This window comes from Rhodococcus sp. NS-SX18 (assembly GCF_057367935.1).
This window is the reverse complement of the sequence record NZ_CM170633.1, coordinates 3,300,630-3,313,955: the sequence shown is the minus strand read 5'-3', so window position 1 is coordinate 3,313,955 and position 13,326 is coordinate 3,300,630. Positions and strand designations below refer to the sequence as shown.

The 13,326-nt window shown below is 69.7% G+C and carries 10 protein-coding genes and 3 tRNA genes; 11 read left to right on the top strand and 2 right to left on the bottom strand.

From position 1 onward, the window contains the following. Window positions 1-113: 113 nt before the first annotated feature. Window positions 114-587, bottom strand: coding sequence for a PH domain-containing protein (locus tag AC2IPW_RS15290; RefSeq protein WP_486377011.1), 474 nt, complete (start codon window positions 585-587; stop codon window positions 114-116). A 266-nt stretch (window positions 588-853) separates the two neighbouring features. Between AC2IPW_RS15290 and AC2IPW_RS15285 the strand changes: the two genes are divergently transcribed. From AC2IPW_RS15285 to AC2IPW_RS15260, 6 genes are all read left to right on the top strand, one after another. Then, the gene (locus AC2IPW_RS15285; RefSeq protein WP_081005260.1) at window positions 854-2,800 is read left to right on the top strand and encodes an acetolactate synthase large subunit; all 1,947 of its coding nucleotides are present in this window, start codon (window positions 854-856) and stop codon (window positions 2,798-2,800) included. Beyond that, on the top strand, window positions 2,797-3,300 hold the full coding sequence (ilvN, locus tag AC2IPW_RS15280; protein WP_003936990.1) for an acetolactate synthase small subunit: 504 nt from the start codon (window positions 2,797-2,799) through the stop codon (window positions 3,298-3,300). The genes AC2IPW_RS15285 and ilvN overlap by 4 nt, the downstream gene beginning before the upstream one ends. Window positions 3,301-3,350: 50 nt before the next feature. Then, window positions 3,351-4,352: a ketol-acid reductoisomerase gene (gene ilvC, locus AC2IPW_RS15275; protein WP_193788782.1), complete on the top strand. Its 1,002-nt coding sequence runs from the start codon at window positions 3,351-3,353 to the stop codon at window positions 4,350-4,352. A gap of 76 nt (window positions 4,353-4,428) precedes the next feature. After that, window positions 4,429-6,207, top strand: coding sequence for a SulP family inorganic anion transporter (locus AC2IPW_RS15270; protein ID WP_486375131.1), 1,779 nt, complete (start codon window positions 4,429-4,431; stop codon window positions 6,205-6,207). 212 nt (window positions 6,208-6,419) lie between these two features. Beyond that, window positions 6,420-8,012: a phosphoglycerate dehydrogenase gene (serA, locus tag AC2IPW_RS15265; RefSeq protein WP_054373636.1), complete on the top strand. Its 1,593-nt coding sequence runs from the start codon at window positions 6,420-6,422 to the stop codon at window positions 8,010-8,012. A 79-nt stretch (window positions 8,013-8,091) separates the two neighbouring features. Further along, the gene (locus AC2IPW_RS15260; RefSeq protein ID WP_003936994.1) at window positions 8,092-9,102 is read left to right on the top strand and encodes a 3-isopropylmalate dehydrogenase; all 1,011 of its coding nucleotides are present in this window, start codon (window positions 8,092-8,094) and stop codon (window positions 9,100-9,102) included. A gap of 47 nt (window positions 9,103-9,149) precedes the next feature. Here the strand turns inward: AC2IPW_RS15260 and AC2IPW_RS15255 are convergent, their stop codons facing one another. After that, entirely contained in the window at window positions 9,150-10,322 is a 1,173-nt protein-coding gene (locus AC2IPW_RS15255) for an MFS transporter (RefSeq protein WP_054373635.1), read from the bottom strand. 114 nt (window positions 10,323-10,436) lie between these two features. Between AC2IPW_RS15255 and AC2IPW_RS15250 the strand changes: the two genes are divergently transcribed. The 5 genes from AC2IPW_RS15250 to AC2IPW_RS15230 all read left to right on the top strand — a co-directional run bounded on the left by AC2IPW_RS15250 (window position 10,437) and on the right by AC2IPW_RS15230 (window position 13,291). Continuing rightward, the gene (locus AC2IPW_RS15250; RefSeq protein WP_486375130.1) at window positions 10,437-11,213 is read left to right on the top strand and encodes a fumarylacetoacetate hydrolase family protein; all 777 of its coding nucleotides are present in this window, start codon (window positions 10,437-10,439) and stop codon (window positions 11,211-11,213) included. Window positions 11,214-11,281: 68 nt separating this feature from the next. Then, window positions 11,282-12,754: a glutamate--tRNA ligase gene (gene gltX / locus AC2IPW_RS15245; protein ID WP_289380754.1), complete on the top strand. Its 1,473-nt coding sequence runs from the start codon at window positions 11,282-11,284 to the stop codon at window positions 12,752-12,754. Between the two features lie 163 nt (window positions 12,755-12,917). Beyond that, a tRNA-Gln gene (locus AC2IPW_RS15240) sits at window positions 12,918-12,989 on the top strand. A 91-nt stretch (window positions 12,990-13,080) separates the two neighbouring features. Continuing rightward, a tRNA-Glu gene (locus AC2IPW_RS15235) sits at window positions 13,081-13,156 on the top strand. A 59-nt stretch (window positions 13,157-13,215) separates the two neighbouring features. After that, window positions 13,216-13,291 (top strand) — tRNA-Glu (locus AC2IPW_RS15230). Window positions 13,292-13,326 lie beyond the last annotated feature (35 nt).

The window sequence follows — 13,326 nt, the reverse complement described above, 5'->3', positions numbered from 1 at the left end:
TCGGGGGCTAGGGCTCTTCGGGCTGCATGCTGCGCGGGCGCGGCGACACCGGGGGCCGGGCTCCCCCGGGCGGGGCGGGAGCGGGCCTGGGCGACGTCGAATCTACCCGTGTGCTATTTCGACTCGACGTCCGCGTCCGGCTCGGTGTCCGTGGCCTGTTCCCGCGCCTGGGCGTCGTGCGCGGCGGCGTACGGGTCGGTGATGCGACCGCCGCTGCCGGCGGCGAGCTGGGGGAGGCGGCCGAACGTGACGACCGGGAGGGGGACCTCGGTGCCGTCGGTGCGGCGGGCGCGTGCCCAGCCCCGCTTGGGGAACCGCAGGCCGTCGAGCTCGTCCCAGGCGAGCGTCCGGGTGGAGAACGTGGATCGGGCCGTGATGCCTTCGGGGCCGACGACGGTGCGCACCCGCAGCACCCACGCGGCGACGAGGAACGGGATCACCACCATCCAGCCGAACGCGGCGGGCCAGGCCAGGGCCGGGGAGGCCGCTCCGAGCAGTACGAACCCGCACGCGAGCAGGGCGAGCCGGGAAATCTGGATGACCTGCGGCTGCTGTTCCGCCGTATGGGATGATGGGCGTGGTGGCACGGGCTGCTGTGGAGATGACACCTCACCATCTTCCCATTGCAGCCGAGGCATCTCACATTCTGGGACAGGTGACCGAACCAAGTTGACTGTCGGACGTTCGCGCGCCTACCGTCGAGCGCGTGAATCAGAATGGGTTGCTCGTAATCGGCCGGCGCGTCGTCGCCTGAGCCGCTTCTCGCAACTCGCCCACGACGCGCCACCCTCGTACAGCAGATACTGCTGACGGGGGTTTTTTGTTGCCCGGAGCCAGAACCAGAGGAATCGCAGTGAGCGCACCAACCGCAAGGCCTCAACCGTCGCCGCGCAAGCCCGGGGCCGCAGCCCCGTCGCCCGCGGCCGCGGCCGCCCAGCCCGGTACCCGACGCCAGGTCGCCCCCGAGCGGGTCACCGGCGCCCAGTCGGTGGTCCGAGCCCTCGAGGAGCTCGACGTCGACACGGTCTTCGGCATTCCGGGCGGTGCGATCCTTCCCGTCTACGATCCGCTGTTCGACTCGCGGAAGGTCCGGCACGTGCTGGTCCGCCACGAACAGGGCGCCGGCCACGCCGCGACCGGATACGCCCAGGCCTCCGGCAAGGTCGGCGTGTGCATGGCCACCTCCGGCCCCGGCGCCACGAACCTCGTCACGCCGCTCGCCGACGCGCAGATGGACTCCGTTCCCGTCGTGGCGATCACGGGTCAGGTCGGCCGCGGTCTGATCGGCACCGACGCCTTCCAGGAAGCCGACATCTCGGGCATCACCATGCCCGTCACCAAGCACAACTTCCTCGTGACCGACGGCGCCGAGATCCCCCGCGTCCTCGCCGAGGCGTTCTACCTCGCCGCCTCCGGCCGTCCCGGTGCCGTCCTGGTGGACATCCCGAAGGACATCCTGCAGGCCCAGACCACCTTCAGCTGGCCGCCGGAGATGCACCTGCCCGGCTACCGTCCCGTCACCAAGCCGCACGGCAAGCAGGTCCGTGAGGCTGCCCGCCTGATCGCCGAGGCGAAGTCGCCCGTGCTGTACATCGGCGGCGGCGTCATCAAGGCGGAGGCCTCTCCGGAGCTGCTCGAGTTGGCCGAGCTCACCGGCATCCCGGTCGTCACGACCCTGATGGCCCGCGGCGCCTTCCCCGACACCCATCAGCTCAACTGCGGCATGCCCGGCATGCACGGCACCGTCGCGGCGGTTGCCGCCCTCCAGCGATCCGATCTGCTGATCACGCTCGGTGCGCGGTTCGACGACCGCGTCACCGGTCAGCTCGACTCGTTCGCGCCCGACGCGAAGGTCATCCACGCGGACATCGACCCGGCCGAGATCGGCAAGAACCGGCACGCCGACGTGCCGATCGTGGGTGACTGCAAGGAAGTGATCGTCGAGCTGATCGAGGCGATCCGGGCGGATCTCGCGACGGGTACGACGCTCGACTACGCCCAGTGGTGGGAGTACCTCGACGGGATCCGGCGCACCTACCCGCTCAGCTACGACCGGCCGGCCGACGGCATGCTCTCGCCGGAGTACGTGATCCAGATGGTCGGCAAGCTCGCCGGACCGGACGCCATCTACTGCGCCGGCGTCGGGCAGCACCAGATGTGGGCTGCGCAGTTCATCGACTACGAGAAGCCGCGCACCTGGCTCAACTCCGGTGGGTTGGGCACCATGGGCTACGCCGTGCCGGCGGCCATGGGCGCCAAGATGGGCGTGCCCGACGCCGAGGTGTGGGCCATCGACGGTGACGGTTGCTTCCAGATGACGAACCAGGAGCTGGCGACCTGCGCGGTCGAGGGAGTGCCGATCAAGGTCGCGCTCATCAACAACGGCAACCTCGGCATGGTCCGGCAGTGGCAGACACTGTTCTACGAGGAGCGGTACTCGAACACCGATCTGTCCACCCACACCCTGCGCATCCCCGACTTCGTCAAGCTGGCCGAGGCGCTCGGCTGTGTCGGCATCCGGGTCGAGCGCGAGGAGGACGTCGAGGAGGCGATCCGCCGGGCGCAGTCCATCGACGACCGGCCGGTCGTCATCGACTTCATCGTCGGTCAGGACGCCCAGGTGTGGCCGATGGTCGCCGCCGGTACCAGCAACGACGAGATCATGGCGGCGCGGGGCATCCGTCCGCTCTTCGACGAGGACGAGGCCGCCGCGGAGCCGGCCGTCATCCACGAGGCACTCGAGCACGAGCGGCACCCGGAACAGCGCGGTGCCGCAGCACCAGGAGAGGATCGTCAGTGAGCACCAGTCACACCCTCAGCGTTCTCGTCGAGGACAAGCCGGGCGTGCTGGCCCGCGTGGCGAGCCTGTTCTCCCGCCGCGGGTTCAACATCGAGTCCCTCGCGGTGGGCGGCACCGAGATCCCGGAGATCTCCCGGATGACGATCGTCGTGACCGTCGAGGAGTTTCCGCTCGAGCAGGTGACCAAGCAGCTCAACAAGCTCGTCAATGTCATCAAGATCGTCGAGCAGGAAGAGGATGCCTCGGTCGCCCGCGAGCTGCTGCTGATCAAGGTGCGGGCGGACGCGAGCGTGCGCACGCAGGTCATCGAGACGGTGAATCTGTTCCGCGCCAAGGTGATCGACGTCTCACCCGAATCGCTCACCATCGAGGCCACCGGTACCCGCTCCAAGCTCGACGCCCTGCTGCGGATGCTCGAGCCCTACGGCATCCGCGAGATCGTGCAGTCCGGGGTCGTCGCGGTCGGACGCGGTCCGAAGTCGATCACGGCCACCCGTTAGCCTGAACACACCCTTATTTGCTGAGAGAGGTAACAACTGTGGCAGTCGAGATGTTCTACGACGACGACGCCGATCTGTCGATCATCCAGGGCCGCAAGGTCGCGGTGATCGGCTACGGCAGCCAGGGACACGCGCACTCGCTGAGCCTGCGCGACTCCGGCGTCGAGGTGCGCATCGGCCTGAAGGAAGGCTCGAAGTCGCGGGCCAAGGCCGAGGAGGCCGGCCTCGCCGTCGGTACCCCCGCCGAGGTCTCGGAGTGGGCCGACGTCATCATGGTGCTCGCGCCCGACACCGCGCAGGCGTCGATCTTCAAGAACGACATCGAGCCCAACCTGAAGGACGGCGACGCGCTGTTCTTCGGCCACGGCCTCAACATCCACTTCGGTCTCATCGAGGCGCCGGAGAACGTCACGGTCGCCATGGTCGCCCCCAAGGGCCCCGGCCACCTCGTGCGCCGGCAGTTCGTCGACGGCAAGGGTGTGCCCGCGCTCATCGCCGTGCACCAGGACCCGAAGGGCGAGGGCCAGGCGCTGGCGCTGTCCTACGCCAAGGGCATCGGCGGCACCCGCGCCGGCGTCATCAAGACCACCTTTAAGGAAGAGACCGAGACCGACCTGTTCGGTGAGCAGGCCGTCCTCTGCGGTGGCACCGAGGAACTGGTCAAGACCGGCTTCGACGTCATGGTCGAGGCGGGCTACGCCCCCGAGATGGCGTACTTCGAGGTTCTCCACGAGCTCAAGCTCATCGTCGACCTCATGTACGAGGGTGGCATCGCCCGCATGAACTACTCGGTGTCCGACACCGCGGAGTTCGGTGGCTACCTCTCCGGCCCGCGCGTCATCGACGCCGGCACCAAGGAGCGCATGAAGGAGATCCTGAAGGACATCCAGGACGGCACCTTCGTCAAGCGTCTCGTCGCCAACGTCGAGGGTGGCAACAAGGAGCTCGAGGGCCTGCGCAAGAAGAACGCCGAGCACGGCATCGAGGTCGTCGGCAAGCAGCTGCGCGACCTGATGAGCTGGGTGGACCGGCCGATCACCGAGACCGCCTGATCGGATCCCGCCGCTTCGACGGCCCGGCACCGCTGTGGTGCCGGGCCGTCGGCGTTCGAGGGTGGATAATGCCCTGATGTCCTGGGGTCTGGGAAAGCTGCCGGGGGTCGTCGCGGCCCGCACCTACCGGCGGGAGTGGCTGCGCCCCGACTTCACCGCCGGCCTGGCGCTCACCGCGCTGCTCGTTCCCGCGGGCATGGGTTACGCGACGGCGGCCGGGTTGCCCGCCTACGCCGGGTTGTACGCCACGATCGTCCCGATGCTGGTGTACGCCCTGCTGGGGCCGTCGAAAGTGCTTGTGCTCGGCCCCGATTCGGCCCTCACCCCGCTCATCGCCGCGGCGGTGCTCCCGCTCGCCGCGACGGGCGATCCGCAGGAAGCCCTTGCCCTCGCTGGAGTCCTGGCCCTGCTCGTGGGCGTGATCCTCGTCGTCGCCGGCTTCCTGCGGCTCGGTTTCGTCACCGAACTGCTGTCCAAACCCATCAGGCTCGGTTACCTCAACGGCATCGCGCTGGTCGTCGTGGTCGGGCAGCTGCCGACACTGTTCGGCTTCGCGATCGACGAACCGGGGCTGGCTCAGGACCTCGCCGCGATCGTCCGGGCGGTCGCCGCGGGTGACGTCGACCCCGTCGCCACCGCCGTCGGTGTGGCGTCCCTGGCGGTGATCGTGGCGTTCCGACTCCTGCGGGTGCGCATCCCGGGTGTCCTGGTCGCGGTGGCCGGAGCGTGTGTGGTGTCCTCGCTGCTCGGCCTACCGGAGCAGATCGCCATGGTCGGCGCGCTGCCGTCCGGGTTGCCGGCACCTGCCGTGGCCGCGGTGAGCTGGGAAGACGTGCTCGCGCTGCTCGGCCCGGCAGCCGGCATCGCGCTCATCGCGTTCGCGGACACGGGGGTGCTCTCGCGGACCTTCGCGGCCCGCCGCGGCGACGACGTGGACGGCAGTACCGAGATGAAGGCCATCGGCGCCGCCAACGTCGCGACCGGTCTGCTCGGGGGATTCCCCATCTCGGCCAGCTCGTCCCGCACGCCCGTCGCCGAGCAGAACGGCGCCCGCACCCAGCTCGTCGGGGTGGTCGGTGCCGTCGCTGTCCTGCTGTTCGTGCTGCTCGCGCCCGGCGTGACCGCCTATCTGCCCGAGGCGACACTCGCGGCGGTCGTGCTGGTCGCGGCGTCGGCCCTCATCGACGTGCGCGGGGTGATCCGCATGTGGCGGATGAGCCGGCTCGAGGCCGGTCTCGCGGCGGCGGCCTTCCTCGGGGTGGCGCTCGTCGGGGTCCTGGAGGGGATTCTCGTCGCCATCGGGCTCTCGTTCGTCGCCGTCGTGTGGCACGCATGGTCGCCGTACCGCACCGAGCTCGTCGAGCTGACCCGCGTCGCGGGCTTCCACGACATCAACCGTCACCCCGAAGGGCATCGCATCCCCGGTCTGCTGCTCGTGCGGTTCGACGCCCCGCTGTTCTTCGCCAACGGTTCGATCTTCGACGACTACGTCCGCTCGCTGGTTGCGAAATCGCCCGAGCCGGTCGAATGGGTCGTGATCGCTGCCGAACCGATCACCGGGCTCGACACCACCGCCGTCGACGAACTCGTCGACCTGGACCGATACCTGGCCGGCAAGAAGATCCACCTGGCCTTCGCCGCCATGAAAGGCCCCATCAAGGACCGGCTCGTGCAGTTCGGAGTGGGGGACCGGTTCACCCCCGACCGCTTCTATCCCACTGTGCGGACAGCGGTCGTCGCGTTCCGGCACCGCGCGTCGTCGCCGTCCCCGGGATCCGCGCCGCGCGGTAACCCCGATCACACCACCGGTCGCGCGCCGAAGTCGCTGCCGCGCAGGAGGAATCGCCGACGTTGAGCTCCCGGGGCCGGTCCCGGCCGGCGCGTGCCGCCGATCGGGCGTTCCCGGGTTCGGCGCGCCCGCCGCGAAATCCACTGCGGCTCGCAGGGTGGCGGTCCGGAAGCGACACGTACGCACTAAACTGAGCCGGGTCACGGCCGCTTCGCGCACCTCGGGGTGCGGCGCCGTCGACGACCCGTCAGACAAACCAACCACAGGGGAGTTCGCACGTGAGCCAGAATGGCCGTCCCGTTGTCCTGATCGCCGACAAGCTGGCGCAGTCGACCGTCGATGCGCTCGGTGACGGCGTCGAGGTGCGCTGGGTCGACGGCCCGGACCGTCCCGCGCTGCTCGCGGCGGTGCCCGAGGCGGACGCCCTGCTGGTCCGTTCGGCGACCACGGTCGACGCCGAGGTCCTCGCCGCCGCCACGAAGCTGAAGATCGTCGGTCGCGCCGGCGTCGGCCTCGACAACGTCGACATCCCGGCCGCCACCGAACGCGGTGTGATGGTCGTCAACGCTCCGACGTCGAACATCCATTCGGCCGCCGAGCACGCCGTGGCGCTGCTGATGGCCACGGCGCGGCAGATCCCCGCCGCCGACCGCACGCTGCGTGAGCGCACCTGGAAGCGGTCGAGCTTCAACGGCACCGAGATCCTGGGCAAGACCGTCGGCGTCGTCGGCCTGGGCCGGATCGGACAGCTGTTCGCGCAGCGCCTCGCCGCCTTCGAGACCCATGTCATCGCCTACGACCCCTATCTGCCGCCGGCCCGCGCCGCCCAGCTCGGGATCGAACTGGTCGACATCGACGAGCTGATCGAGCGCGCCGACTTCATCTCCGTGCACCTGCCCAAGACCAAGGAGACGGCAGGCCTGATCAACGCCGAGCGGCTCGCGCGGGCCAAGGACGGCGTCATCATCGTCAACGCCGCCCGCGGTGGCCTCATCGACGAGGACGCCCTCCACGACGCCCTCGTCTCCGGCAAGGTTCGCGCCGCCGGCCTCGACGTCTTCCACTCCGAACCCTGCACGGACTCGAAGCTGTTCGACCTCGACAACACCGTCGTCACCCCGCACCTCGGCGCCTCCACGACCGAGGCCCAGGACCGCGCCGGCACCGACGTCGCCAAGAGTGTGCTGCTGGCCCTGGCCGGCGAGTTCGTCCCGGACGCCGTGAACGTCTCCGGCGGCCCGGTCGGCGAGGAGGTCGCACCGTGGCTCGAGCTCGTGCGCAAGCTGGGTCTGATCGCCGGCACGCTGTCGCCCGAGGCCGTGCAGAACGTGCAGGTCGTCGCCAGCGGTGAGCTGTCCGCAGAGAACGTCGAGATCCTGGGCCTTGCGGCACTGCGCGGGCTGTTCTCCGCCAGCAGCGACGAGCCGGTCACCTTCGTCAACGCCCCCGCCCTCGCCGAACAGCGCGGCGTGAGTGTGGAGGTCGACAAGCACAGCGAGGCCTCGACGCACCGCAGCGCCGTGGAGGTCCGCGCCGTGGCCGCCGACGGACTCGTCACCACGGTCACCGGTGCGCTGACCGGCCTGCAGCAGATCGAGAAGATCGTCAACATCAACGGCCGCAGCTTCGACCTGCGTGCCGAGGGCCACAACCTCGTCGTCCACTACGAGGACCGTCCGGGCGTGCTCGGGGTCCTCGGCACGGTCCTCGGCAACGCCGGGATCGACATCCAGGCGGCGGCCTTGAGCCAGGACGTCGAAGGACCCGGCGCCACGGTGATCCTGCGGGTCGACCGGGTCGTCGGCGACGCCGAGATCGCGCAGATCGTGGAGCAGCTCGACGCCCGCGTCGCGCAGGTCGACCTGTCCTGAACCACCCCCGCTGTACCCGATGGCCGCGATCGTCGAACACGGTCGCGGCCGTCGTCGCGAAGAGGAAGAGAGTGTGTCCATGAAGCTAGCGGTCATCCCCGGTGACGGCATCGGTGTCGAGGTCACGGCAGAGGCCCTCAAGGTCCTCGGAAGGCTGGTCCCCGACCTCGAGACCACCGAGTACGACCTCGGTGCCCGGCGGTACAACGCCACCGGGGAACTGCTCCCGGACGCCGACCTGGCGGCGATCCGCGCGCACGACGCAATCCTGCTCGGCGCCATCGGCGACCCCTCCGTCACCCCGGGCGTGCTGGAGCGGGGGCTGCTGCTGAACATGCGGTTCGCGCTCGATCACCATGTCAATCTGCGGCCGTCGCGGTTGTACCCGGGGGCGAAGTCGCCGCTCGCGGCGCAGCCGGAAATCGACTTCGTCGTGGTGCGGGAGGGCACCGAGGGCCCCTACACCGGCAACGGCGGTGCCATCCGCGTCGGCACCCCCCACGAGATCGCCACCGAGGTCTCGATCAACACCTGGTTCGGAGCCGAACGCGTCGTGCGTTACGCCTTCGAGCTCGCACAGAGTCGCCGCAAGCACCTGACCCTGATCCACAAGACCAACGTGCTTTCCAACGCCGGTGCCATCTGGACGCGTGCGGTCGAGACGGTGGGTGCGCAGTACCCGGACGTCGAGACGGCCTACTGCCACATCGACGCCGCCACCATCTACATGGTCGACGACCCGGGCCGGTTCGACGTGATCGTGACCGACAACCTGTTCGGCGACATCGTCACCGATCTCGCCGGTGCGGTCACCGGTGGCATCGGGCTGGCGGCCAGCGGCAACATCGACGCCTCGGGCACCAACCCGTCGATGTTCGAGCCGGTCCACGGCAGCGCCCCGGACATCGCGGGCAAGGGCATCGCCGACCCGACCGCGGCGATCCTGTCGGTCGCCCTGCTGCTGCGCCACCTCGGCCGGGCGGACGAGGCGACCCGGGTCGAGCGTGCGGTCGAGGCGGACCTCGCCGCCCGCGGCACGGGGCCGATCGTGACGACGGAGGTCGGCGACCGCATCGCTGCCGCCCTCTGACCCCGTCCCGGTGCGGCCTCCCGGAGAGCCCGGAAGGCCGCACCGGCTCAGGTGCGGGGGACCAGCGGTACCGCGGCGGCGGGGATCAGCGCGGCCAGCGCGAACGCCGCGGGGAAGCCGGCCAGCGCGATGAGTCCGCCGAAAGCGGGTCCCACGCACGCCGCTGCAACGAACTGGCCGGTGTTCTGGATGCCGAGCGCGCGGCCGCCCCAGAACGGTCCCGCGATCTCGGCGACCGCGGTGAAAGCCAGCCCGTTCGGCGCCACCGTCGTCACCGAAGCCACGATCAGGAGCGCGACGGCCACCGCCGAATCGGTGAGTGCGGCGGCGGCGAACACGGCCATGGACAGCACCACCGACAGCGCCACGATGCGTAGCGGCCGCAGGCGGCTGCCGGCCCGGTCGGACCACATCCCCGCGCCGACGCGGCCGAGTGCACCGAGAAACTGCGCGGCGGTGATGACCAGGCCCGCCGCGGACTCGGCCCAGCCGCGCTCGGAGATCAGCCACACCAGCGCGTAGGTCCACACCACGTACTGCGGCACCACCAGCAGCACCGACGCCGCGTGGATCCGCTGCAGCGACCGCCCGGCCCGATAGGGGTTGTCGAGCAGGCCGAGTTCGGCGGCCCGGCCGCGTTCCGGCCGCGGTGGATCGACGATGCCGATCGCGCACGCGACCGCCGCGGCGGCGCAGACCACCGCGGAGAAGGCCAGCGCAGCGCCGATTCCGTGGTCGCGTGCGAGCGGGGGAATTGTCAGCGCGGCGACGGCGACGCCGAGGGGTAACGACATCTGCCGGATCCCCATGGCGAGACCGCGCTGGTGCGGTGGGAACCAGCCGACGACGACGCGACCGCTCGCGGCGTTGGCACTCGCTGCGGCGGCGCCGCCGAGGGCCAGCATGAGCGCGAGCATCGGCGCTGTCCCGCTGACCCCGGCCGCCGCCGCAGCCGCCGCGGCCAGTGCGAGTCCTGCGGCCAGGACCCGCCGCTCGCCGTACCGGTCGGCAAGGGCGCCCCATGCAACTAGACTGAAGACGACTCCGAATATCGGTGCAGCGGAAAGTGTTCCGGCTTGCGCGAGCGTGAGGCCCCAATCCTCGTGGAGCGTGGGGATGAGGAAGGCGGCGCCGTTGACGAGGACCGCCTGAGCCGCCTGCGCGAACACGCCGAGCGCCAGGATGACCCAGCGCCGCGCGCCGATGTCCCGAACCGTCATGTTGTCTCACTATCTGAAACGATAATCCCGTAGAATGAACTTCTGCGTGGGAGCCTATACCTGCGCGACGTGGTCCGCAGGGCCGCGGGCGGCCGCACGGATAGACTCCCCGGCATGCGCCTTGGTCGAATTGCCAGCCCGGACGGTGTCGCCTTCGTCAGCATCGAGGGGGAGGGGGACGCCGCGATCGCGAAGGAGATCGCCGAACATCCTTTCGGCACCCCGACCTTCACCGGCCGCAGCTGGCCGCTCGCCGACGTCCGGCTCCTTGCGCCGATCCTGGCGAGCAAGGTGGTCTGCGTCGGCCGCAACTACGCCGCCCACGCGGCCGAGTCCGGCAACGAGGTCCCCGACGAGCCGGTGATCTTCCTCAAGCCGAACACCTCCATCGTCGGCCCGGGGGCGCCGATCGTGCTCCCGCCGAGCAGCAACCTCGTCCACCACGAGGCCGAACTCGCCGTCGTCATCGGCCGTCCCTGCAAGGACGTTCCGGCTGCGAAGGCGCAAGACGTGGTCCTCGGCTACACGGTGGCCAACGACGTCTCGGCGCGTGACCATCAGCAGCAGGACGGACAGTGGACGCGAGCCAAGGGACACGACACGTTCTGCCCCCTCGGGCCCTGGATCGAGACGGACATCGATCCCACGGATCTCGAGATCACCACGCAGGTCGACGGACAGACGCGTCAGCGCAGCCGAACGTCGTTGATGGTGCACGACATTCCGAAGCTGATCGAGTGGGTCTCGGCGGTGATGACCCTGTTGCCGGGCGATGTGATCCTCACCGGCACCCCGGAGGGCGTCGGACCGATCGTCGACGGCGACACCGTCTCGATCACCGTCGAGGGCATCGGCACGCTGACGAACCCGGTGACCGCCAAGCGCAGGTAGGCCGCGGCTTCGCGACCGGTCGGGACTAGCCTGGAGGGGTCTTTTCGATCCCTCGACCCGAGTGAGCCATGACCAACAGCGAAGTACGCGTTCGTTTCTGTCCGTCCCCGACCGGAACCCCGCACGTGGGCCTCGTGCGCACCGCCCTGTTCAACTGGGCTTTCGCCCGTCACCACGGCGGCACCTTCGTGTTCCGCATCGAGGACACCGACGCCGCCCGCGACACCGAGGAGTCGTACCAGGCGATCCTCGACGCGCTCCGGTGGCTCGGGCTCGACTGGGACGAGGGCCCCGAGGTGGGCGGCCCGTACGAGCCGTACCGGCAGTCGCAGCGACGCGACCTGCACCTCGACGTCGTCGCCCGGCTGCTCGACGCAGGCGAGGCGTACGAGTCGTTCTCCACGCCGGAGGAGGTCGAGGCACGCCACCGCGCTGCCGGCCGCGACCCGAAGCTCGGCTACGACAACTACGACCGCGATCTGACCGCCGAGCAGCGGCAGGCGTACCGCGAGGAGGGGCGTAAGCCCGTGGTGCGCCTGCGCATGCCCGATCACGACCTGGCCTGGAACGATCTGGTGCGCGGTGAGACCACGTTCAAGGCCGGCACCGTGCCCGACTTCGCGCTGACCCGCGGCAACGGCATCCCGCTCTACACGCTGGTCAACCCCGTGGACGATGCCCTCATGCGGATCACCCACGTGCTGCGCGGCGAAGACCTGCTCTCGTCGACGCCGCGTCAGCTCGCCCTCTACCAGGCGCTGCAGCGCATCGGCGTGACCGATTTCACGCCCGAGTTCGGTCACCTGCCGTTCGTGATGGGGCAGGGCAACAAGAAGCTCTCCAAGCGCGACCCCGAGTCCAATCTGTTCATCCACCGCGACCGCGGCTTCATCGCCGAGGGGCTCCTCAACTACCTCGCGCTCCTCGGCTGGGGACTGGCCGACGACCGTGACGTCTTCTCGCTCGACGAGATGGTGGCCGCCTTCGACATCGGCAAGGTCAACTCGAACCCGGCGCGGTTCGACCAGAAGAAGGCAGACGCCATCAACGCCGAGCACATCCGGCTGCTCGAACCGGCCGACTTCACGGCACGGCTGAAGTCGTTCCTCGTGGAGCACGGCCGCATCGGCGCGGATGTCGACAGCGCCCGGTTCGCGGAGGCGGCCGAGCTGGTCCAGACCCGCATCGTGGTGTTGTCGGACGCGTGGGACCTGCTGAAGTTCCTCTACGTCGACGAGGCCGACTTCGTCCTCGACGAGGCGGCCGCAGCCAAGAACCTCGGCCCCGACGCCGCACCCGTGCTCGATGCGACGATCGCTGCGGCCGGCGGCGTGACCGAGTGGAAGGCGGCGGCCCTCGAAGAGGCCCTCAAGGCCGCGCTGATCGACGAGCTCGGCCTCAAGCCCCGCAAGGCCTTCGCGCCGGTGCGCGTGGCCCTCACGGGATCGCACATCAGTCCGCCGCTGTACGAGTCGATGGAACTGCTCGGCCGGGACGTCTCGCTGGCACGGCTTCGTGCCGCCCGCGCTCGCACGGCCTGAGTCGTGCACGGGCCGGCCGCGAGCCCTCCCGCGGCCGGCCCAGGTGGCACATCACCCGGCTTGACCAGGCGATTTGTTATTGGGGGCACCGATGGTGCTAACCTTCTTCTCGGTTCGGAACGGAGGCCGCAGCGCCGCGAGGCGGGTCTCCGGAACAAGCCATTGGGGTATGGTGTAATTGGCAACACAGCTGATTCTGGTTCAGCCATTCTAGGTTCGAGTCCTGGTACCCCAGCGTCTGCCCGGTGATTTTGTCACCGAGCCTCGGCCGGTTAAGCTGGCTGAGCCTCCGCCGCAAGGTGGGGGAGCACGGAGAAGAAGTTCCTGGCCCCGTCGTCTAGCGGCCTAGGACGCCGCCCTCTCAAGGCGGTAGCGCGGGTTCAAATCCCGTCGGGGCTACCACGGAAGATCCTTCGATCGCGAGGTCGAAGGGTGTTCTTCTCCGAGCAGTGAAAGTTCCTGGCCCCGTCGTCTAGCGGCCTAGGACGCCGCCCTCTCAAGGCGGTAGCGCGGGTTCAAATCCCGTCGGGGCTACCACGCGAAGGTCCCTGCCGATCCACGGATCGGCAGGG

Bases quoted from the DNA above. Each gene is read 5' to 3' on its own strand.
- AC2IPW_RS15255 (WP_054373635.1), bottom strand. From the start codon at position 10,322: ATGACGGTTCGGGACATCGGCGCGCGGCGCTGGGTCATCCTGGCGCTC.
- ilvC (WP_193788782.1), top strand. From the start codon at position 3,351: ATGTTCTACGACGACGACGCCGATCTGTCGATCATCCAGGGCCGCAAG.
- AC2IPW_RS15260 (WP_003936994.1), top strand. From the start codon at position 8,092: ATGAAGCTAGCGGTCATCCCCGGTGACGGCATCGGTGTCGAGGTCACG.
- AC2IPW_RS15250 (WP_486375130.1), top strand. From the start codon at position 10,437: ATGCGCCTTGGTCGAATTGCCAGCCCGGACGGTGTCGCCTTCGTCAGC.
- gltX (WP_289380754.1), top strand. From the start codon at position 11,282: ATGACCAACAGCGAAGTACGCGTTCGTTTCTGTCCGTCCCCGACCGGA.
- AC2IPW_RS15270 (WP_486375131.1), top strand. From the start codon at position 4,429: ATGTCCTGGGGTCTGGGAAAGCTGCCGGGGGTCGTCGCGGCCCGCACC.